Source organism: Microbacterium mangrovi, from assembly GCF_000802305.1.
Taxonomy (GTDB): Bacteria; Actinomycetota; Actinomycetes; order Actinomycetales; family Microbacteriaceae; genus Microbacterium; species Microbacterium mangrovi.
The window spans coordinates 48,829-70,292 of the sequence record NZ_JTDK01000008.1 but is presented as its reverse complement, the minus strand read 5'-3'; the positions used below and the strand labels follow the sequence as shown (position 1 = coordinate 70,292).

The window sequence follows — 21,464 nt, the reverse complement described above, 5'->3', positions numbered from 1 at the left end:
CGCATCATGTCGCGCGGCGCCTATCGGAGGCATCGGGTGGATTAGTAGTCGCCTGGGCCTCGGGCGCCGCCGAAGACGGTGACCTGCGCCGTTGCGCCGAGGTCCCGTTGCAGCGCTCCCGCCGCCCGCAGACCGGTCGCCCTCGTTGCGGCGTTCCCGAACGGGGGCCCGACTCTTTGCGTGAGCTGACGCCACCCGACGATGGCTTTGGCCGCGCCGTTGCGACCCCCGGCCCTGCTCACGGTCAGCGATTCGGCGCCATTCGCTGTCCAACGATCGATCGTCGTGCCGGGCGTTTCAGCAGAGAGGACTACGGTCGAGCCGTACGCGTCGGTTGCACTGGCGGCTTCGAGCCCATCGTTCCACGCCCGGAGATCAGACCGGAGGCGATCGCTCAGTTCGAGCGGTTGTGGGTCGGCGTTCCCTGTTCTTGTGGACGATTGCCGCCACAACGGTGGATCGGCGAAGTACTCCGCCATGAGCAGGATGGCATCGACCATCCCGCCAATCTACCCAGACCACGACCCCGGAAGTAGCTGCCAATGAGGACGACCAACCAAAGAGTCGCGCGATCAGCCACCGGCAATCGTGCGATGACTAGTAGTCAGTGGGGATCGGCCCTCTGATCGGCTCGAAGGCCTGCTGCTGCTCGGGCTCCCATTTCCCGAGCGGCTCGATGCTCGTGATGATCAACCCGTAGCCGAAGCCGACCATGCGCTTCGCGATCCCTGACCGCTCGTCGATAACGAGCGTCTGCCGGAAGGCGGGATCGTGGTCGTGCTCGAAAGTGAGAAGGATTGAATGCCGGCCAACATGTTGGGCCAGGACAGGATAGAAGGTTCCGCCGGGACTTCCCCAGGTCAGCAACTTCGTCGGCCAGATCATCTCCAGCTCCTGCGGCATCGGCGACCCAGGTACGAGTACACACCGTCGCGGTACTCGTACCGCTCGTTGTCGTCGAAGACAATCGACCACCATTGGTTCGCCTCATCTGCGGCGAATCGAAACTGACGTATGCGGTCCCGGGACTGCGACACTCCATTCCCCGACAACCGCCGCTGACTTGCCAGCGCCCCGACGGCCGCGAGGACGCTCTTCGTCTCATCCCGCCGCAACACCACGTCAAAACGAATCGCGCTCACCCACCCGAGCATATGAGCTGAGGTGCACACCCCTGCCGCGATGTAGAACTCTTCGTCGACCGGCGGGCCGACGTCGTTCACGTGACCCGCCGGAACTGTATGCGCGCATTCCAGCCGGCTCGCGGTCTGGAAGATCCGTGAGGAATCGCGTAAGCCTGGATCCGTGCCCTGACCGAAGGGCGGACCGCCGCCGACCGAACCTGCGGTTTCCACCGCTCTGCCGACGGGGCAGCCCCGACACGCGTCCGTCAAGCGAAACCGTCACACGAAAGGAACGACGTATGGATGCCCGCAACAAGACCGACCACGGCGCCCACGAAGCGACCGAGGCGGAACCCATTCGTCGCCGCATCGAGCGGATCGCGGAGCTGCTCCACGCCAAAGATCTCGACGCTCTCGCGCTCTGCTACAGCGAGGACGTCGTGTCGTTCGATGTCGAGCCGCCACTCGCGCACCGCGGACGCGCCGCGAAGATGCGCAACTGGGAGAAGGTGTTCGCCGCCTTCGATGAGGTCACGTACGAGGTGCGCGATCTCACCGTCGCGGCTGGGGGAGACGTCGCCTTCGCCCACGCATTCGGCCGTCTCGGCGGAACGCTCGGCAACGGCACGGCGGTCACCGGGATGTGGGTGCGGGCGACGTTCTGCATGCGGCTGATCGAGGGGGAATGGTTGATCGTGCACGACCAGGCATCCGTCCCCTTCGACCTCAGCACCGGAAAGGGCGTGACCAACCTCGAACCGTGAGCTCCCGACCTACTCAGCCGCCTGCGGCTGGGAACCGACGGATGCCTCGACGGAGGCCTCTCTCCTGAGGGCCAGGGCCGACAGCGCGTAGCCGACCGCCATCCCGAGCACGGCGATCGGCCAGATCCACCGGATCACCGCACCGATGTCCGACGACCCGATGATCGCGACCGAGCCGACGAGCGCCGTCAGCGCACCAGCCGCGAGCGTGAACGGACCGGGGATCCACAGGCTCCTCCCGAACGGGCCGCCGCGCGCGCGGCCGACCGCGGACAACCAGACGCCGACCGCCCCGAGCAGGATGCCGGTCACCAGATCCGTCCACGGCAATGCCGCGAGGAGCTCATAGGCGTGCTGCCCGGCGATCACGACGGCGACGCCGGCGAAGCTTGCGACCGCCGCGAGCGTGTAGCCGATCACGGCCGGCCGGCCGTCCCGGCGGGGACGCACCGCGTGGTAGACCGCGAGTGTCACGAGGGCGAGCGCCTGCGCGACCTCGCCCCCGACGAGAGCCTCGGTGCTGGTCGGGTCCGCCGCGAGCGCCGCGACGACCCGGACCACCAGCGCGAGGGAGGCGCTCCACGCGAAGGAGACCGGAAGAAGCGCGCGCGACGATCCCGCGCGCGGCGTGCGCGCTTCGCGCTTCAGCATCCGGCCGGAGACGGCATAGCCGGCCGCCATGCCGACCGTGCTCAGCGGCCAGAGCCAGTTGTACGACCAGTTCGCCCCGCTCAACCAGACGATCTCGACCGTGGTCGACACGATTCCGGCGGCGAGCACCCCCGCCGCAGGCACCTGCCGGCTTCCTGCGAACGGCGAGGCTCGCCTCGCTCGGACGAGCCAGACGGCGACGACCATCAGCACGACGCCGTAGCCGATGCTCGCCCAGGCTGACGCGAACTGATTGCCGTCGACCGTCAGCAGCACGACCGCGCTCAGCACCGCGCCGGCGCCGAACAGGTACGCGGGCGACGTCGCATCGCGGCCCGGTCGCAGGGCGCTGTGCACCGCGAGCGCGACGGCCGCCAGCGTCTGCAGGGCCGCCGAGGCGGAGAAGAGGATGCCGACTCCCACGATGCTTCCGATGAGCAGAACCACCGCGGAGACGACCAGAAGAGCCGCACCGGCCCACGCCGTCGTAGCGGCGAGGGTCACGGAGGGCCCGGCGAGGGTCGCCGCGTCGGAGGGATGCGGTTGCGTCGGCGATTCCACGCCGACGAGCGGCTCCGCGACCTGTTCGACCGCTCCGACCGGCACGTCACGCGGGGTCGACGTATCGTCCGACGCCCCGCTCGGCAGCGATTCCTCCGTCAGGGGTTCCTCGCTCGGCACGGGTCCCTGAACGTCGAACAGCCGGGCGTCGCCGTCCCGCAGGTACAGCACGGGCGTGCCGAACTCCGTCGCGAGCATCGCGCCGACGATGGCGCGGCGCGCCGGGGCGAGCGCAGCGTCCACCGGCAGTCCGTGTGCGAGCCCCGTGTAGAGGCTCTCGCTGAACGCGATGGCCGCATCGTCGGTGATCTCGAACTGCATCCCGATCACGGCAGGGATGTCGAAGTTCACGAGACTCGCAGCCACGCCGGAGAACGGGTCCACGTGCGACGTCCGCGCACCCTCGCACGCGTTCAGCACGACGAGTCGCAGACTCGTCTCGTCCTGCAGGATCGCCCCGATCTCCTCCCCGGAGACGTCATGCGCCCGGCCCTGCGGGGTCTCGAGGACGAGGATGCCCGAGTCGGTGGCCTCGTCGTACGCTCCATGGCCGATGTAGTGCAGCACGTGCACGTCGTCGAGCTCCGCGACGTGACGCGCCAGGTCGCCGAGCGTCGCGCGTTCGAGCCAGGTGATCTCGACCAGCCCCGCCGTGCGCGGTGCGGCGAGAGCGCGCTCCAGGTTCCGCCGCTCAGCCTCGGCGTCGAGCTCCGGGTACCCGGACGGGCTGCTGACCATGGCGAGGATGCGCAGCGGCAGCGTGAGGCGCTGCGGACGCATCGCGGAGTCCACGTCGAGTGCCCGCACGACCGGTGTCTGCGTCGACTGGGCGAGGAATCGAGGTCTCTTGTAGAGAAACTCCCAGGGCAGGCGCATGAGCTCAGGAGACCCGGAGAGGCGCAGCGTGATGCGCAGCCCTCGATCGCGCTCGGCCGCGGCGCTTCGCGCCGAGTAGTAGACCGTGCCGACCTCGTCCTTGATCAGCGAATCGAAGAGGGCGGATCCGACGCCGCGGATGGCATCCATCCGGGCATCCGTCGATCCGCCGCGTCGCCGCGCCAGCCCGACGCGCTGCACGAACTCGTCGAGCTCGTCGTCGCTCAGCGGTGAGACGAACGAGCCCCGCGCGGCTCGTCCGTCGGGCGCCACAGCGAGGACGCGATACGAGCCGTCCGCGTCGCGGTCGATCCGCAACTGGAGGTCGTCGTACACGGTGACGGCCATCAACGGCCTCCCTGGCCACCCCACCTCAGCGCGATGCGGAAGTTCGCCTCGCCGCCGGCTTTGGCGATGACGATGTTCGAGTCCGCCGAGATCTTCACGGCGAACTCGATCTCCACCTCGTCCGGCCATTCCGCCGAGCTCCGGATCTCGGCGACCATGCTCTGCACGATCGGCCCGATGCGCCCCACCACCTGCTCGAGGCTCTGGCCCGCGGCGATGACGTTCGAGGCTGTGCCGCCGCGCATCACCGGGCGCTCGATGTCCGCGGTCTCGACGTACACGACACCGCCGTCATCCCCTGATCCGAATGCGAGCAGATCCCCCATCGTGCATCTCCCAGACAATGCTCCGTGGCTCTCCACTCAGTGTGCTCTTCCCTTGGGTCGCGCGCCACCACCCGCCCGTCACCGCCGACTTGGTCGGGATCGACGAACGCAGCGCGACCCCATCGTCGCCTCCGATGAGGTCTGCAGTCGATCCCCTTTCTAGGCTCGTGCGCACTGAGCCGCGAAAGGGACCCCATGCTGCAGACTGATCGCCGATCCGCCGACGTGCGAATGTGGTTGCAGGCACGCCTGCCTGAACTGCGTGCCGAGAGCGGCGTGCCCGGCGTCTCGGTCGCCGTCGCGGCGGGAGATGAGACGATCACCGCTGCCGCGGGCGTGCTCAACCTCGCCACCGGCGTGCCGGTCTCATCCGATGCGGTCTTCCAGATCGGCTCGATCACCAAGGTCTTCACGACCACGCTCGCGATGCGGCTGGTCGAGGACGGCCGCCTCCGACTCGACCAGACGGTCCGCAGCATCCTGCCCGAGTTCGCGCTTGCGGACGAAAACGCTGCGCGGCGGATCACCGTGCGCCACCTCCTCACGCACACTTCCGGTTTCGAGGGCGACGTCTTCACCGACACCGGCGAGAACGACGACTGCCTGGAGCGCTTCGTCGCCGAGCTGGCGGCGACCCCCCAGCTCTTCCGGCCCGGCGCCATGTTCTCGTACAACAACGCGGGCATGTGCGTTCTCGGCCGTGTGCTCGAGGTGGTCCACGGCCGTCCGTACGATCGGATCCTCCGCGATGAGCTGCTCGAGCCGCTGGGGCTCGGACATGCGGCCGTGAGCGCCGACGAGGCGATCCTCGAGCTCGCAGCCGTCGGTCACGTCCGGAACGCCCCCGACGCTCCGCTGACACCGACGACGAGATGGTCCATGGCCAAGTCGAACGCTCCGGCCGGATCGCGCTTGGCGATGCGTGCCGAGGATCTGCTCTCGTTCGCGCGTCTTCACCTGGCGCGTGATCGCGGCGGGGCTGTGCTGCGTGCGGAGACGGTGCAGGAGATGCAGCGCCCGCAGATCGCGCTGCCGCCGATCGGGCAGGGGACGGCCTGGGGACTCGGCTGGGAGATGTGGAACCGCGACGGGGGCACGGTCATCGGGCATGACGGCAGCACGATCGGACAGTCCGCGCTGCTCCGACTCGTGCCGGACCGGGACGTGGCCGTGGCGATCCTCGCGAACGGCGGCGCCATGCGACCCCTCTTCGCGGAACTCGCGGATCGCGTCCTTCACGACCTCGGCGGCATCAGTGCCGTCGCCGCGCCCGTGCCCGGCGCGGAACGCGTCGCGCTTCCGCCGCAGCCGGAGCGTTTCACGGGCCGATACGCCTCCAGCGTCGAGGTCACCGACGTCACGTTGGATGCCGGCGGTCGACTGTGGCTGGAACGGACGCCGCTCGGGGAACTCGCAGACCTCGGCGAGCTGCCGTATCGCACCGAACTGGTGGGATGGCAGGGCGACGCGCTGCTGCCGGTGACAGCGGACGGCGGCATCCACCAGCCCGTCGCGTTCCTGGACGGTGATCGATTCGGCCGGACGAGGATCATGCACACCGGTCGAGCCGACGTGCGGGTGGACGCATGAGCGTCCGTGTTCCGCCCGGGGCCGCACGACTGCACGCCGGCGCGTACGTCGCCGACACCCACAACGATCTGCTGTGCGCGGTCGTTGCACGACCCAGTGAGCAGTGGGGGACGTTCTTCGCGGAACGCTGGCTGCCCCAGCTGACCGACGGCGGCATCGACCTGCAGGTGCTGCCCGTCTTCGTCGATGACACCCATCGGTCCGAAGGTGCGCTCCGACAGACGATGCGGATGATCGAGGCGGCGCATCGCCTGGCCGAACAGAACGCCCGGACCGTCGCGCTGTGCGGGGACGGGACGGAACTCGACGCGGCCGCTTCATCCGGTCGAATCGCCCTGGTGCTGGCACTCGAGGGCGCGCACGGCATCGGCGACGATGTCGCGCTCCTGCACACGATGTTCCGTCTCGGGGTGCGTGTCGCGTCGCTCGCGCACTTCGGTCGCGGTGCTTTCGCCGACGGCAGCGGTGAGGATGCCGCCGGCAGTCGGCTCACACGGGCCGGTGTCCGCGCCGTCGCCGAGATGGAGCGCCTCGGCATGCTCTTCGACGTCAGCCATCTGGGCGCCGCCGGGGTCGACCATGTGCTCGAGATCGCCCAGCGTCCGGTGATCGCCACCCACTCCTCCGCTCGGGCACTGCTCGACCACCACCGCAATCTGCGCGACGAGCCGATCCGCATGATCGCCTCCGCCGGGGGAGTGGTGTGCGTGAACTTCTTCGCCCCGTTCCTGCACGGCGAAGACCGGTCGGTGGACCGCCTGGTGGATCATCTCGAGCATCTCGCGGCGGTCGCCGGAATCGACCAGGTCGGGATCGGCCCCGACTTCGTCAAGGAAGTCCTCGAGGAGACCACCGCCCCCTGCTGCAGGGTCACGGACGTCGAAGGCGTCCCCGCCGACGCCTACCTTCCGGGCCTCGAGGGACCGTCCGGCCTGCCGCTGCTGACAGCCGCTCTGCTGCGGCGCGGCTGGGCTGAGGCCGACATCCGGGCGGTGCTCGGCGGCAACGTGCGACGGCTCTTCCGGGAGCAGCTCGGCGTTCCGCCCACGCCCTTCGTCCGCGAGGACGAATGAACCACACCCGGTTTGATGATCCAGACGAACGGCGCGGGGTCGACATCCCGCACCATGAAATACACCCGCACAAAGGAGCGCCGCATGCTGACGATCAGTGATCTCACCGTGGAGATCCGACGCGGCGAACGACTCGTTCGCCCGGTCACCGGCGTGAGTCTGACGGTGGGCGTCGGCGAGACTCTCGGCATCGTCGGTGAGACCGGATCCGGCAAGTCCATGACCGGCCTCGCCGTGATGGGGATGCTGCCCGCCGGCGGTCGCGTGACCTCCGGCTCCATCCGGTTCGACGGGCGCGAGCTGGTCGGCCTCGCGGACGCGGAGTATCGCGCCATCCGCGGCAACGACATCGCGATGGTGTTCCAGGATTCGCTCACCTCCCTGAACCCCACCCGGCGGGTCGGGGATCAGATCGTCGAGACCTACCGGCTGCACCGCAGGGCGAGCTCCCGGGCGGCGCGCAAGGTCGTCGAGGAGATGCTCGCGCTCGTCGGCATCCCGAACCCTGCGGAGCGGTTCGATGACTTCCCGCACCAGCTCTCGGGCGGGATGCGCCAGCGCGTCATGATCGTCATGGCTCTCATCTGCGAGCCGAAGCTCCTCATCGCGGACGAGCCGACGACCGCACTCGACGTGACCATCCAGGCCGAGATCCTGGAGCTGCTCGACGGGCTCAAGCGCCAGCTGGGCATGTCGATGATCCTCGTCACCCACGACATGGGCGTGGTCGCGCGTTACGCCGACCACGTGGGCGTGATGTACGCCGGGCGCATGGTGGAGACCGGGCCCACGACGCAGCTGTTCCGCGACACCCGGCACCAGTACACGCACGCGCTCCTCTCCTCGATCCCCTCACTCGAGCAGGACCGCTCCGTCGAGCTGTTCAGCATCCCCGGCTCCCCGCCGGACCCGACCGAGCAGCCGGTCGGCTGCCGGTTCGCGCCGCGCTGCGCCGCCGCCACTGAACGCTGCCGTGCGGAATACCCGCCGCTGGTCACCACGGACGGCGTGGACCGGCCGGATGCCGCCCACAGATTCGCCTGCTGGAATCCGGTGATCGCCCAGACGATTCCGGTTCGACCGGGTGCCGCGGCGTCAACCGTCACCCGCCCCGCGAACCCGGTGCGGCCGGCACCCGCGGAGTCGGAGCCGCGCTTGCGTGTCACGGATGTGCGGCAGGCGCATCCGGTCTCCGGATTCGGACCCAAGGGGCGCCGCCGCACGGTGAAGGCGGTCGACGGCGTGACCTTCGACGTCGCTGCGGGCGAGACGTTCGGACTCGTGGGCGAGTCCGGCTGCGGAAAGTCATCGCTCGGACGGATCCTCGTGGCCCTGGACCGCCCGACGTCGGGGGAGGTGCGCCTCGACGGACAGAAGATCTCCGGCGTGAGGCCACGAGAGCTGGCGGAGCGGCGCACGCGGCTCCAGATGATGTTCCAGGATTCCAGCGCGTCGCTCGATCCCAAGATGCGGATCGGACAGACCCTGCGCGAGCCGCTCGCGATCCAGGGCGTCGGCACCCAGGCCCAGCGGACGGCCACCGCCCGCGAACTCCTCGACAGTGTCGGCCTCGGAGCAGGCATCCTCGACCGCTACCCGTACGAACTCTCCGGCGGTCAGCGTCAGCGGATCGGACTCGCGCGCGCTCTCGCTCTGGCTCCCAGCGTGCTCGTCGCAGACGAGCCGGTCAGCGCGCTCGACGTGTCCATCCGGTCCCAGGTCCTGAACCTCATGCGCAGCCAGCAGCGCGAGCGGGGACTGTCGAGCGTCGTGATCTCGCACGATCTGTCCGTGGTGCGATACCTCTCCGATCGCGTCGGCGTCATGTACCTCGGCAAGCTCGTCGAGATCGGCGACACGGATGCCGTCTACGGCTCGGCCGCGCACCCGTATACCGCCGGGCTCCTCGCCGCCGTGCCGATCGCCCACCCCGAGACGGCATCCGAACCCGTGGGACGCATCACCGGCGAGATCCCGAGTCCGCTCGATCCGCCGAGCGGATGCCGCTTCCGTACGCGCTGTCCGCTGGCCACCGAGCGGTGTGCGATCGAGGAGCCCGAACTGAGGCCGGTGACCGCGACGCATCAGGTGGCCTGCCACTTCCCGCTTCAACCGGTCGAGGATCCGCGGGTTCCGGCCGGGACCCGCTCGACACGTCAGGAGGTCACCCGATGACCGGGTATGTGCTGCGGCGCGTCGGCGTCTCGCTGGTCGTGCTCCTCGGACTCTCCTTCATCGTCTTCCTGATGCTGCACACCATCTCGGACAGCCCGGGGCGCGCTGTGCTCGGTCCGAAGGCGACGGAGGATGCCATCAACGCGTTCAACGCCGCGAACGGCTATGACCGCCCGGTGATCGTCCAGTACCTCGCCTTCCTCGGCAACCTCCTCACCGGAAACCTCGGTCGGTCGTACATCCTCAACGAGGACGTCTCGACCCTCCTGTGGGAGAACGCCGGGCGCAGCGCGATGCTGTCGCTCTCCGCCCTCGTGCTCGCCCTGTGCATCGCGGTTCCGCTCGGGATCGCCCAGGCGATCCGGAAGAACTCCTTCCTCGACCGCGCGGCCACGTCCGTCTCGTATCTGCTGTACGCGACGCCGTCCTTCCTCATCGCGCTCCTGCTGATCGCCCTCCTGAGCCAGGCGATCCCCCTCTTCCCGGCCGAGGCGTCGCAGTCGTCCTCGCCCTGGGCCGTCTTCACGGACACACGGTCGATGGCGCTCCCGGTGCTGACGCTCACCATCACCAACCTCGTCGTCTTCTCCCAGTACCAGCGCTCCTCCGCCCTCGAGGAACTCGGCCAGGACTACATCAAGGTCGCCCGGGCGAAAGGGATGCCGGAGCGCATGGTGATCACCAAGCACCTCCTGAGGAACGCGTGCATCCCGCTCATCACGCTGATCGGCTTGCAGATCCCGATCCTCCTCGCCGGCAACCTCATCGTCGAGTCGGTGTTCAACTACCCGGGTCTCGGTCTGCTCTTCCTCAACAGCCTCAACCGGGAGGACTACCCGGTGCTGCTGGCCTACACCCTGCTCGGCGGCGTGCTGACCGTCGCCGGCAACCTCGTCGCCGACATCCTCGTCGCGCGCGCGGACCGACGGATCGAGCTCACGAAATGAACCAGCAAGACCACGAGAGCACTGCGCTGGCCGAAGAGGGCGTCGTGCAGACGAGCGTCGCCCGCCCGGAGCCGGACCCGACCGGCGTTCTGGCGGTGGCGAAGCCGCCACGGTCCACCCGAGCGGTCATTCGAACCCTCCGGCGAAATCGCCTCGCCGTCATCGGCGCGTCGATGCTCATCGGCCTGTTCGTGTTCTGCTTCCTCGGGCCGCTCGTCTACCACACGAATCAGACGGACGTCGATGTCCTCAACGCGTCGCTGCCCCCGGGTGACGGCCATCCTCTCGGAACCGACACCAACGGGTTCGACGTGCTCGGGCGGCTCATGCTGGGCGGCCAGGTGTCGCTCGAGATCGGCCTGCTCGCGGCGTTCGTGGCAACGGCCGTCGGCACGGTCTACGGTGCGATCGCGGGCCTTTTCGGCGGCGTCCTCGACGGCTTCATGATGCGGCTGGTCGACATTCTGCTGGCGATTCCGTTCCTGTTCTTCGTGCTGATCCTGTCTGCGAGGTTCACGGCGACGCCGGTCACCCTGGCGCTGGTCATCGGTGGATTCTCCTGGCTCGTGATCGCTCGGCTCATCCGCAGCGAGGTGCTTTCCCTACGGGTGCGCGAGTTCGTGCTCGCCGCCCGTCTGATGGGCGCTCGCAAACCCCGACTGATCTTCACCCACCTCATCCCGAACACGATCGGCGTCATCGTCGTCAACGTCACATTCCAGGTTGCCGACGCGATCCTCACCATCGCCGCACTGGGATTCCTCGGCTTCGGCCTCACCTACCCGGTCACCGACTGGGGGAGCCAGCTGTCCGCCGGCACCACCTACATCACCTCCGGCTACTGGTGGCTGGTGTACCCCGTCGGCGCATGCATCGTGCTCACCGTCCTGGCCTTCAACCTGCTCGGCGACGCGTTGCGCGACGCGCTCGATCGCCGCGGCGACTGACCCTTCCTCCCTTCCCACCCCGACACCAGGAGACCCTCCATGTCCACACCCACCCCCCGCGGTGCGCGTCTCGCCGTCGCGCTCGTCGCTGCGGGAGCACTGCTGCTCTCCGGCTGCACCGCGTCGAACTCCGGAACGACCGACCAGGCCGCCTACAAGACCCTGCCGAAGGCCTCCGGCAGTCCGACGGAGGGCGGCGTGGCCACGATCGCCATGACGCCCGGCCTCGCCCCGAACTACATCTACCCGTACCCTCCGGCGGCGGTGAACGGCACCGTGATCGCCCGCGGGATCCTGTGGCGCGCCCTCTACCGGCCCAGCGGCAGCGGTGACCAGGTCGTCGACGCGAGCCAGAGCCTCGCGGAGCTGCCCCAGACCAGCTCGGACGGAAAGACGGTGACCATGAAGCTGAAGCAGTTCCAGTGGTCCAACGGCCGGCCGGTCACCTCGAAGGACGTCGCGTTCTCCTTCGCACTTCTGAAGGCGGCCATCGCGGAGAGCCCGGCGAACTGGAGCTTCTACACGCCGCACCAGTTCCCGGACGGCGTCACCGTGACGACCCCGGATGCCGACACGGTCGTGCTGACGCTCGATCAGGCCTACAACCCGTCGTACCTGCTGTCGCTGCTCGAACTGATCTACATCATGCCGTCGGCCGATTGGAGCATCGCCAAGACGGGCGGCCCGGTGCTCGATTTCACCACGCCGGCCAATGCCAAGGCCATCTACGACTACCTGACCAAGCAGTCGTCCGACCAGAAGACGTTCGCGACCAACCCGCTGTGGAAGATCGTCAACGGGCCCTACCAGCTGAAGTCGTTCGAGCCGGCGACCGGGTCGTACTCGCTCACCCCGAACACGAAGTACAGCGGCCCGGGCGGCAACACCCTGGCCGAGGTCGACTTCAAGGCGTTCACGTCGGCGTCCGCGGTGCTCAACCAGTACAAAGCCGGCAACCTCACCGTCGGCTCGCTGGATTCCACGTTCGCATCCCAGATCCCGGCACTGCAGAAGCAGGGCTACAACGTCTACGGCGCGCCGGCCCCGGCGCGATTCGACTCGCTCACGATCAACTTCAAGAACACCGTGAACGGCTTCGACAAGGTCATCGCGCAGAGGTACGTGCGCGAGGCGCTGCAGCACCTCATCGATCAGCCCGGATACGTCAAGAGCCGCGGCGTCTATGACGGCGCGGGCGATGAGAACTACAGCCCGATGGGCGCGAATTCGCCCTTCCCGACCGCGTACGGCGACAAGGCGCCCTACCCGTTCGACATGACGGCGGCGAAGAAGCTGCTCACCGACCACGGCTGGAAGGTCGCGGCGTCCGGCACGACGTGCGCCGACCCGGGCACCGGCGAGAACCAGTGCGGCGCCGGCATCCCCCAGGGGCAGAAGATCAGCTTCACGCTCGCTTCGGCGAACACGCCCGCCTACGTCGGGTCGCGCGACCTCGCCTTCTCGTCGGCGGCCAAGAAGCTCGGCATCGACGTCAAGGTCGTCACGAAGTCGCTGAACTACATGTACGCGAACTACGGCAACACGTGGGCGCCGGCGAACACGAACGACTGGGCGATGCAGGATGTCGGCGGGCTCTACCTCGCCGCGGGCTACCCCACCAGCAACACCGTCTTCAACACCCCCGGCAGCTTCAACCTGGGCAGCTACAGCAACCCGGCCGCCGACAAGGCGATCACGGCGTCGGTGTTCGGCCTGGACGCGAAGGCCCTGAGCACCGAGGGAACACTGCTCGGAAAGGATCTGCCCGCGCTGTGGATGCCGACGCCGGACACTCTCGTCATCTGGAAGAAGACCCTCAGCGGGCCGCCGGAGACGTTCCAGGCGATGCTCAGCTATATCTACACTCCGGAGCAGTGGTACTTCACGAAGGAGACGAAATAGTGCGGGTGCGCGCGCTCCGCAGTCTCGCGGCCGCGGCGATCGACCCCTCGTCGATCGCCGTCGGCGACGCGGAAGCGGTGCGCGCGCTCGGACGGGGCGGCCGGGTGATCGCCGTCGGCGAGGCCGCGCACAGTGTCACGGACGTGCAGACGCTGCAGGATGCGATCGTGCGGGCTCTCGTGACCGATGACGGCCCGGGCTCGCAGGCGATCGCGGCGATCGCGTTGGAGTCGGGGTTCGCCGAGTCCCTCGAACTGGATGCCTGGATCGGCGGTGCCGGGGCCGACGCCGACCTCGGCGCCATCGCGCAGCGGTGCATGACCTACAACTTCGGCGCCTCGCCGTCCGTCCAGCGCATGCTCGGCTGGCTGCGGGAGTGGAACCGCGCGAACCCCGATCGGCGGGTGCACGTGGTCGGCACCGATCTGCCGGGGTCGTCCACGTCACCGGGGCCGGCTGTCGAGGTGTGCCTCGACCGGATCCGTCCGCACGCGACGGATGCCGACCTCCGCATTCGCGCCGATCTGGGGGCCCGCACGGAGGCCGCCGTGCGGACGTGGCGGATGACGGACTCGGAGCGGGCGGCGCTGGTTCGCGACATCGACGGGCTCATCCGCCGCGTCGAACGGGATCCGGGGGCCGACGCCGTCGCGCACCGCAGTGCCGCCTCGCTGCGCGCGTATCTCGCGGAGCTGGACTTCGATGTGCTCCGGACGGTCGATGATGCGCCCGAGATCTATCCCCGCGAGCGGTTCATGGCCGAGACCGTGCTGTGGATCGCCGCGCAATACGGTCGCACGATCGTCCTGGCCCACAACTCGCACGTGCGGCGGACGGCGTTCCTGGGCAGGCCGACGATGGGCACGCTGCTGGACGGCGAGCTCGCAGAGGGCTACCGCGTCATCGCGACGTCGTATGCCTACGGCCCGCTGGTGCGCTTCGTCCCGCGCTCGGCGCGGCCGTTCGACTGCGACGTCCACCTCGACCAGCGCGGACCGGTCCCGGGCAGCATCGAGGCCGCGATCGAGGCCCTTCGGCCGGGCTTCGACGACGGGGCCGCCCACGACGCCGTCCTGCTGGATCTTCGCGAGGGCGACGCGCCCGCGGACTCGGGCGCGCAGCCGGATGCCGCGCTCGCACAGGCCGTGGCGGGGTCGGTCGGCATCCTCGCCGGGGGCGACCTCGACCCGGTCGATGACTTCCCCGCGACGTTCGACGCACTCGTGCACCTGCACGAGGCGCGCCGCGTGCCCGGTGCTTTCGAGCGCCTTCGCGCCGAGTTCGGCATGGGCGTCCCGGATGCCGAAGCCGTGGAGGCGGTGCGATGACCGTCGACTATCCGGTCAGTCGCACCGTCGACGCCTTTTCGGCACCCGCCGGTGTGCGGATCGCCGATCCGTACCGCTGGCTCGAAGCCGACGATGACGAGGTGCGCGCGTGGCAGCGGGCGCAGGCGGCTCTGGCTGCACGGACCATCGCCGCGCACGGACGCTTCGACGACGCGCATGCCTTCATCGAGACGTACGACGACGGGGCACGGCCCGACCTTCCCGTCCCTGCCGCCGGGCAGTGGTTCCGTGCGGAGTCCGGCGGCCACCGCACCACGGTCTGCGTGTCGTCCACGCCGTACGGACCCGGCCGCGAGCTCATCGACCTCGATGTCTTCCGTCTTCCGGGGCAGGATCCGGATGCCCCCGGCCCCACGCTCTCCTGGCTGGCGCCCGCCCCCGACGGCACGCTGCTCGCGATCGGCGTGTGCACCGACGGGAGCGAGCACAATCGCATCCACCTCGTCGAGGTCGCCTCCGGGTTGCTGCGCGCCGACGGGCCGTCCGAGGTCCTGCACAGCGCCTGGGCGGGCGGGGTCAGCTGGTGGCCCGACAGCCGGGGATTCTCCTTCTTCGCCCTCACCGGCGAGCCGGAGGACTTCGCGCAGGCCGTGTTCGAACACCGCGTCGGCGGGCCGACGACCGTCCAGGACGTCCCGATCCCGGACGGCTCCCGGGAGTACACGCGGCTCCAGTGCTCGGCTGACGGCCGATGGACCGTCGCGAGTCACCGGCTGGGCAGCCCCGCGCCGGTCGCCGTGCGCGAGAGCGGCGTCGAAGGCGCGACCTGGCGACCGTTCGTCACCGGACTTCCGCTCGGACCGGGAGGCACCGTCGCCGGGCACATCGTCGGCGACGCCTACATCGCGGTGACCGACGTGGATGCGCCGCGCGGGCGCGTGGTGTCGATCCCGCTCACCGCGGCCGATCCCGCCGACCCCGGGACGTGGACGGAACTGGTGCCGCAGAGCGACACCGTGCTGCGGTCGATCACCCCGGTGGGCCGGTCCCTGTATCTCAGCGGGTTCGACCGCACCGTCGCCACGCTGCGCGTCATCGACGCGCAGGGCGCGGACCTCGGGGCCGTGCCGCTGCCGGGCGAGGGCGCGATCGGTGCGCCCTTCTTCGCCCTGACCGCGCTGGCGACGACCGCGCCGGCCACCGAGCAGGACGGCTTCGTCTTCGCCTTCTCGAGCCTCGTGACCTCGTGGGGCGTCTACCGTCACAAGCCGGGCATGGATGCGCCGGAAACGCTTCGTCCACCCCGGGTGACCCTCGAGGCGACGGTGGAGCTGCGCGAGGCGGTGGCGTCGGACGGAACTGCCGTCCCGTTCCACGTCGTGCGCCCGGCCGGCGCCGACCGCACACGACCGGCCCCGGTGCTGATCTCCGCGTACGGTGCCGCGAACGTGCCGCTGCTGCCGCAGTACCAGGGGGACCTGGCCGCCTACGTCGCGATGGGCGGGACCCTCGTCCAGGCATACCTGCGCGGAGGCGGCGAGCTCGGCAGCGACTGGTTCCGCGGCGCGCACCGCGAGCTGCGCCATGTTCGCGACACCGACCTCGTGGCTGTGGCGGAGCGCCTCCTCGCCGACGGCATCGCCGACCCCGGGCGTCTGGCGCTGACCGGCGGCTCGGACGGCGGTCTGATGTGCGGTGTGGCGGTCACGCGGCGACCGGACCTCTGGGCCGCCGTGCTGCCCCGGGCGCCGCTTCTCGACCTCATCGGCGGCATCCGCCACCCCTACCTGGAGTTCGTGATCCGCAAGGCGTGGGGCGACCCCGACGATCCGGGCGACGTGCGCCGCCTGGCCGGGATCTCGCCGTACGAGCTGATCGCTCCGGGACGCTTTCCCACGGTGTACATCCAGGCCGGCGCCACGGACCCGCGCTGCCCGCCCTGGCAGGCGCGCAAATTCGCCGCCCGCCTCCAGGCTGCGCAGCTGGGCGACGCGCCGATCCTGCTGCACGTCTTCGAGAACGCCGGGCACGGCGGCGCGACGAGCCCCGAGGTGCACTCGCTTCAGGATGCCGAGTGGCTGGCAGTGCTCGCAGGCGCATTGCGGCTCGGCGCTCGACCGGCCTGACCCGGGTCGCTCGCTCGCGCTCGCGGCCGCGTTACCGATCGGCCGTGAGCGCGAGCAGGCGCAGTTGCAGCATCGCTGCGAAACGGGCTTCCGGATCGTCGAGATCGATTCCGCCCACCTCCGCGACGCGGCGCAGCCGGTACCGGAAGGTGTTGGTGTGCACGAACATCGCCGCGGATGCGATCGCGACATCCCCGAAAGCGTCCAGCCACGCGCGCAGCGTGTCGATCAGCGCGCTCTGGTGCTCGGCGTCGTACTCCGCGAGCCGGGCGATGGCACCGGACGGAAGATCGCGCGCCGGCACGGGCAGCTCGAGCAGCAGCGCTTCGGCGTGGACGTCCTCGAACCTCACGACCGGGCCCGCGCGATGGATGCCGGGCGTCGCACGGAGCACGCGAAGTGCGCGGTCTGCTCCGGCACGCGAGCGTGCCAGGTCGGATGCTCCCTGCGAGATCGGGCCGATCCCCACGACCGCGCGCTGCGTCGACCGGACACGGGCGAGGAATTCGGTGCCCAGCCGCACGGCGGACCCGTCTTGCTCGGTCGGCAGGACTCCGTAGGCGACCTCGCCGACGAGCCCGGTCACCGCTCGGGGGTGGGCGAAACCGAGGTGGACCGCGAAGGCATCCGCCACGCGCTTGCGTTCGGCGGCGAGTAGCGCGGGGGAGGTGGCGTCGGGAGTGGCTCCGGTCGCCTCGCCCGCCGCGGGATCGATGAGGGCGAGTGCGAGCACCACCATGTTCTCGTCGCGCAGCCCGAGTCGCTGGAGGGCCTCGGGCGCGTCGGTGCCGCCGTCCAGCGCGGTGCGCAGGAGCCCGGCTCGTCGGCGCCGCTCGGCATCCGCATCGGTGCGCTGCCAGACCATGTGCATGGCGACGAGCTTGGCCGCGTCGTGGAGCGCCAGCAGATGCTCCTCGGAGAGCGGCTGGTCGGTCGCGACCCAGATGGTTCCCAGAACCTCCTCGCCGGCGCGCACGGCCAGCACCGTGCGCGCGTCGATCTCGGCGACGAGCTCCGAGACGAGCACCGGGCGCTCGCTGCGCGACACCTCCTGGAAGAGCCCGCGCTCCTCCAGGATGCGCGTGTACTGCGGCGGGACCGCGCCGGAGGAGGTGCGCCCCTCCGGCCCGTCGTGCCGCGCCGAATAGGCGACGAGGCGCGCGTAGCGGTCCTCGATCGACACGGGGAAGCCGAGGAGGGCGGCGATGGCGTTCGCCACGGTGAACAGGTCGCCGGCGAGGATGCCGCCGAACGTGACGGGACGGGCGTCGTCGGGGTCGCCCGGGGTCATCAGAGCACGGAGCAGGCCGGCCAGGTGCGCCCAGGCCGTGCCGCGGGTGAGGGTGAGCACCGCGACGCCGGATGCGGCGGCCGCGGCGGCGACCTCCGGCGTCGCGGCGAAGGGGGAGCGCACGACGAGCGCCACCGCGCCGCTGAGCCCCAGACGCGGAAGCATCTGTGCGACCTCGGCGGGGTCGCTGACGCCCACCCCCAGCACCAGGGCGCCGCGCGGCGACTCCGGCTGATCGAGCGGATCGTGGATGACGATCGCCTCGACGCTGCGGTACGTGATCTCGCCGGCTGCGACGCCGAGCAGCGTCGTGCCGAATTCCTCGAGCACCCGAGTAAGGCTCGTCTGCGGCCGGTGCGTCGGCCGACGTGGGGTCGTCATTGTGTCCTCCAGGTCAGAGGCGGAAGCTCCCGCGGCAGAGGTTAGCAGGCGAAGCGTTCGCGGCGGACCGTGACCGACTCCAGGACGTCGGGAAGCGGATCGACGCCGATTCCCGGTCCTTGGGGCACGGCGATGGTGCCGTGGTCGAGGCGGAACGGCTCGGTGAGGTCGACGGCGTAGTAGCGTTCCGACGCGGACGTGTCGCCGGGAAGCAGGAAGTTCGGCAGGGCGGCGATGGCGACGTTCGCCGCCCGCCCGATGCCGGTCTCCAGCATCCCGCCGCACCAGACCGGAACGTCGTGCGCCGCGCACAGGTCGTGGATGCGCCGCGCTTCGAGGTAGCCGCCGACGCGGCCGGGCTTGATGTTGACGATGCTGCACGCGCCGAGCGCGATCGCCGTTGCCGCGGCGCGGCTGGAGGTGATCGATTCGTCGAGGCAGATGGGCGTGGCGATCCGTTCGGCCAGGGCCGCGTGCCCGAGCAGGTCGTCACTGGGCAGCGGCTGTTCGAGCAGCGTGAGGTCGAACGCATCCAGCTTGGCGAGGTGCCCCGCGTCGCCGCGTCGATAGGCGGCGTTGGCGTCGACCTGCAGGTCGATGTCTCCGAACCTCTCGCGCACCGCGCGCACCGGGGCGACGTCCCACCCCGGTTCGATCTTGAGCTTGATGCGCACGTACCCGGCGTCGAGGGCCGCGGCGACGTCGTCCAGGAGCGCCTCGGTCGAGGCGGCGATGCCGAGCGAGACACCGCACCGGACGCGGTCCCGCACGGCGCCCAGCGCCGAGGCGAACGTCACGCCCTGGGCGCGCAACTGTGCGTCCAGGAGCGCGGTCTCGACCGCCGACTTCGCCAGGCGGTGCTCTTTGAACGGCGACAGGATCGATCCGACGCGATGGGCGTCGAAGTCCGCGCCGATCTCGGATTGCGCGGTGCGCAGGGCCGGGACGAAGAACTTCTCGATGACCGCGGACGCGCCTGCGGTGTACTCCGAGGAATAGAGCGGTGCTTCGTTGGTCCCGCACTCCGCCCAGCCGACGGCATCCTCGGTCTCCGCGCGCACGACGAGCAGCTCGCGCACCGTCTCGGTGCCGAACGAGGTGCGGAACGGGGCGACCAGCGGCATCTGGACGATGCGGGTCTCGATCTCGACGAGCTTCATGCGCTCTCCTTGCTGTCAGCCGGATGCGCCGGCGCGATGAGGTAGTGGCCGTCGCGATCGAAGCCGCGCACGCGGGCGCCCGCCGCCAGCCGGTCGCCCAGCTCGCGGCGGATGCGGCTGCGCCACCCCGCGGCGGCCACGGGATCCGCCAGGCGCAGGGCCTCGATGTCGGCGGGCACCGCGACCGGGATCATCGGTTCGGCGGCCCGGGGCATCGGATCCGGTCCCGGAAGCGGCCGGTGCAGCTGCCACCTCACGAGGAGCCGGTCGCTCGCGTCGCTCCGGTTGACCTCGTCGTCCATGTCGCCGTAGAAGTCCGGCAGATACGCGGCGACCTCGGTGCCGAGCTTGACGAGATTGAAGACGGCGTTGCGGCGGATCAGGGGATCGAAGGTCCAGGTCATGGTCCGGATGCCGCGGTCGATCGCCCAGGCGCGCTGATGGAGCTTGAGGGCGAATCCGATGCTGCGGCCCTGCATCCGCGCGTGCACGCCCGCGATGTGGCTGTGCAGATTCCCCGTCTCCGGCGGGGAGCAGAATCCGAAGCACGCCCCGACGAGTACCTGCCCGTCGTACGCTCCGAGCACCGGGTTGCCCGACGCCGAGATCGCGCGCAGCATGTCGGCGGTCACCGGAGACCCGGTCGGGCCGGCACGCCAGACCGCCTCATACAGCCGGCGCGCATCCGAGAAAGCGCGCATGTCGTCGAGCTCGACGACCGCGACCCCCGCGCGCAGTGCGGCCGAGCGGGCATCCGCGGCCGCCGGAGTCTCGGCGTCACGCACCGGCGTGACCCGTCTCGGCGAGCAGGTCGGCGATGAGCGCGGACAGCAGCCGTGCGCGCGGCGCGAGTTCGGCCACGACCACGTGCTCGTCGTCGGCGTGGGCTCCGCCGCCGACCGCGCCCAGCCCGTCCAAGGTCGGGGTGCCCACCCCGGCCGTGAAATTGCCGTCGGATGCTCCGCCGACCGCAAGGCCCGAGAGCGGGGGCAGTCCGAGTTCGACGGCGATGCGGTTGATGCGTTCGAAGAGCGCACCGGAGGCGTCTGCAGCGAGAGGCGGGCGGTTCACGCCACCGGTCACGCGGACCGATGCTCCGGGCACTCGTGGCCGGAGCGACCGCATCTCGGCATCCACCCTTCGCTGTTCCGCGGCGGTCGCCGTCCGCACATCGACGAAGAAGCGCCCGCGCGCCGGGACGGTGTTCGATGTCGTCCCCGACTCCGCACGGGTGATCGTGACGGTCGTGTCGAGCGAGGGAGTGCCGATCTCCGCGATCGCGAGAACCTGGTGAGCCAGTTCGAGCGTCGCGTTGATCCCGCGACCCGGCTCGAGCCCGGCATGGGCGGCACGGCCGTGCACATGGACCTCATACCGGGAGACGCCCTTCCGCTCCGTCTTGAGCGCGCCACCGGGTCCGGCCGACTCGAGCACGAGCGCGGCCCGGCATCCGCGCGCCTCCGTCTCGATGAGCGCGCGGGAGGTCGTGGAGCCCGGTTCCTCGTCGCTCGTGATGAGGAGCGTGACGCCGTCGCGGGAGGGGAGTGCGGCCAGGGCGTGGAACGCCATGACCAGTCCCGCCTTCATGTCGAACGACCCCGGGCCGGTCAGGCGACCGGCCTGCACCCGCGCGGGGTGGGTCTCGAGCGTGCCCAGGGGCCAGACGGTGTCATGGTGCCCGAGGACGAGCACGCGCGGCGACGAGCCGAAACGCCAGCGCAGGTGCGTGATGCCGTCGACCTCGATGCGCTCCGCGGGCTCGCCGAGGTAGCGCACGCCGAGAGCGTCGATCAGATCGGCGCTCCGCGCGAGGGCGCCACGGTCCTCAGACGGAGATTCGCATCCGACGAGGTCCAGGGTGTCGGCCGTCATCCTGGCAGTGTCGAGGACGTGCTCGCGGAGGGCCGCTTCGGGGACTGCAGACATCGATGCT

General features: G+C 70.1%; 18 protein-coding genes. 9 read left to right on the top strand and 9 right to left on the bottom strand.

All coding sequences use genetic code 11. The annotated features are described in order from the left end of the window. Positions 1-41: 41 nt before the first annotated feature. The 3 genes from LK09_RS21450 to LK09_RS09840 form a co-directional block, all read right to left on the bottom strand. Complete coding sequence (locus LK09_RS21450; protein ID WP_156138718.1) at positions 42-500, bottom strand: hypothetical protein; 459 nt, start codon at positions 498-500, stop codon at positions 42-44. Positions 501-597: 97 nt separating this feature from the next. After that, positions 598-885: a hypothetical protein gene (locus tag LK09_RS09845; RefSeq protein ID WP_039398780.1), complete on the bottom strand. Its 288-nt coding sequence runs from the start codon at positions 883-885 to the stop codon at positions 598-600. After that, entirely contained in the window at positions 882-1,223 is a 342-nt protein-coding gene (locus LK09_RS09840) for a hypothetical protein (RefSeq protein ID WP_039398778.1), read from the bottom strand. The genes LK09_RS09845 and LK09_RS09840 overlap by 4 nt, the downstream gene beginning before the upstream one ends. Positions 1,224-1,423: 200 nt before the next feature. Here LK09_RS09840 and LK09_RS09835 point away from each other — a divergent pair, with 200 nt between their 5' ends. Continuing rightward, a complete protein-coding gene (locus LK09_RS09835; protein ID WP_052226638.1) occupies positions 1,424-1,888 on the top strand; it encodes a YybH family protein in 465 nt (154 codons plus the stop codon). Between the two features lie 9 nt (positions 1,889-1,897). Here the strand turns inward: LK09_RS09835 and LK09_RS20735 are convergent, their stop codons facing one another. Then, positions 1,898-4,324: a CHAT domain-containing protein gene (locus tag LK09_RS20735; RefSeq protein ID WP_052226637.1), complete on the bottom strand. Its 2,427-nt coding sequence runs from the start codon at positions 4,322-4,324 to the stop codon at positions 1,898-1,900. Continuing rightward, positions 4,324-4,650 (bottom strand): CU044_2847 family protein, encoded by a 327-nt coding sequence (locus tag LK09_RS21760; RefSeq protein ID WP_039398776.1) that lies wholly within the window; start codon positions 4,648-4,650, stop codon positions 4,324-4,326. The genes LK09_RS20735 and LK09_RS21760 overlap by 1 nt, the downstream gene beginning before the upstream one ends. A 195-nt stretch (positions 4,651-4,845) precedes the next feature. Here LK09_RS21760 and LK09_RS09820 point away from each other — a divergent pair, with 195 nt between their 5' ends. From LK09_RS09820 to LK09_RS09785, 8 genes are all read left to right on the top strand, one after another. After that, positions 4,846-6,240, top strand: a complete 1,395-nt coding sequence (locus LK09_RS09820; protein ID WP_039398775.1) for a serine hydrolase domain-containing protein — start codon at positions 4,846-4,848, stop codon at positions 6,238-6,240. Continuing rightward, positions 6,237-7,313, top strand: a complete 1,077-nt coding sequence (locus LK09_RS09815) for a dipeptidase (protein WP_039398773.1) — start codon at positions 6,237-6,239, stop codon at positions 7,311-7,313. The genes LK09_RS09820 and LK09_RS09815 overlap by 4 nt, the downstream gene beginning before the upstream one ends. Before the next feature lie 84 nt (positions 7,314-7,397). Then, entirely contained in the window at positions 7,398-9,488 is a 2,091-nt protein-coding gene (locus tag LK09_RS09810) for a dipeptide ABC transporter ATP-binding protein (protein ID WP_197061017.1), read from the top strand. Beyond that, entirely contained in the window at positions 9,485-10,435 is a 951-nt protein-coding gene (locus tag LK09_RS09805; RefSeq protein WP_039398771.1) for an ABC transporter permease, read from the top strand. Before LK09_RS09810 ends, LK09_RS09805 begins: the two co-directional genes overlap by 4 nt. After that, on the top strand, positions 10,432-11,382 hold the full coding sequence (locus tag LK09_RS09800) for an ABC transporter permease (protein ID WP_082008175.1): 951 nt from the start codon (positions 10,432-10,434) through the stop codon (positions 11,380-11,382). The genes LK09_RS09805 and LK09_RS09800 overlap by 4 nt, the downstream gene beginning before the upstream one ends. A gap of 39 nt (positions 11,383-11,421) precedes the next feature. Further along, on the top strand, positions 11,422-13,284 hold the full coding sequence (locus LK09_RS09795; RefSeq protein ID WP_039398769.1) for an ABC transporter substrate-binding protein: 1,863 nt from the start codon (positions 11,422-11,424) through the stop codon (positions 13,282-13,284). Beyond that, positions 13,257-14,612 carry an erythromycin esterase family protein gene (locus LK09_RS09790; RefSeq protein ID WP_197061016.1) on the top strand — a complete coding sequence of 452 codons (1,356 nt, stop codon included), beginning with the start codon at positions 13,257-13,259 and terminating at the stop codon, positions 14,610-14,612. Before LK09_RS09795 ends, LK09_RS09790 begins: the two co-directional genes overlap by 28 nt. Further along, the gene (locus LK09_RS09785) at positions 14,609-16,699 is read left to right on the top strand and encodes a prolyl oligopeptidase family serine peptidase (protein WP_039398765.1); all 2,091 of its coding nucleotides are present in this window, start codon (positions 14,609-14,611) and stop codon (positions 16,697-16,699) included. Before LK09_RS09790 ends, LK09_RS09785 begins: the two co-directional genes overlap by 4 nt. A 31-nt stretch (positions 16,700-16,730) precedes the next feature. Here LK09_RS09785 and LK09_RS09780 read toward each other — a convergent pair whose 3' ends face one another. The 4 genes from LK09_RS09780 to LK09_RS09765 form a co-directional block, all read right to left on the bottom strand. Continuing rightward, entirely contained in the window at positions 16,731-18,320 is a 1,590-nt protein-coding gene (locus LK09_RS09780; RefSeq protein WP_039398763.1) for a PucR family transcriptional regulator, read from the bottom strand. Between the two features lie 92 nt (positions 18,321-18,412). Further along, positions 18,413-19,531, bottom strand: coding sequence for an o-succinylbenzoate synthase (gene menC / locus LK09_RS09775; RefSeq protein WP_039398761.1), 1,119 nt, complete (start codon positions 19,529-19,531; stop codon positions 18,413-18,415). Continuing rightward, the gene (locus tag LK09_RS09770; protein WP_052226635.1) at positions 19,528-20,316 is read right to left on the bottom strand and encodes a hypothetical protein; all 789 of its coding nucleotides are present in this window, start codon (positions 20,314-20,316) and stop codon (positions 19,528-19,530) included. Before LK09_RS09770 ends, menC begins: the two co-directional genes overlap by 4 nt. Beyond that, positions 20,309-21,457 carry a M20 family metallopeptidase gene (locus tag LK09_RS09765; RefSeq protein WP_052226634.1) on the bottom strand — a complete coding sequence of 383 codons (1,149 nt, stop codon included), beginning with the start codon at positions 21,455-21,457 and terminating at the stop codon, positions 20,309-20,311. Before LK09_RS09765 ends, LK09_RS09770 begins: the two co-directional genes overlap by 8 nt. Positions 21,458-21,464: the final 7 nt, after the last annotated feature.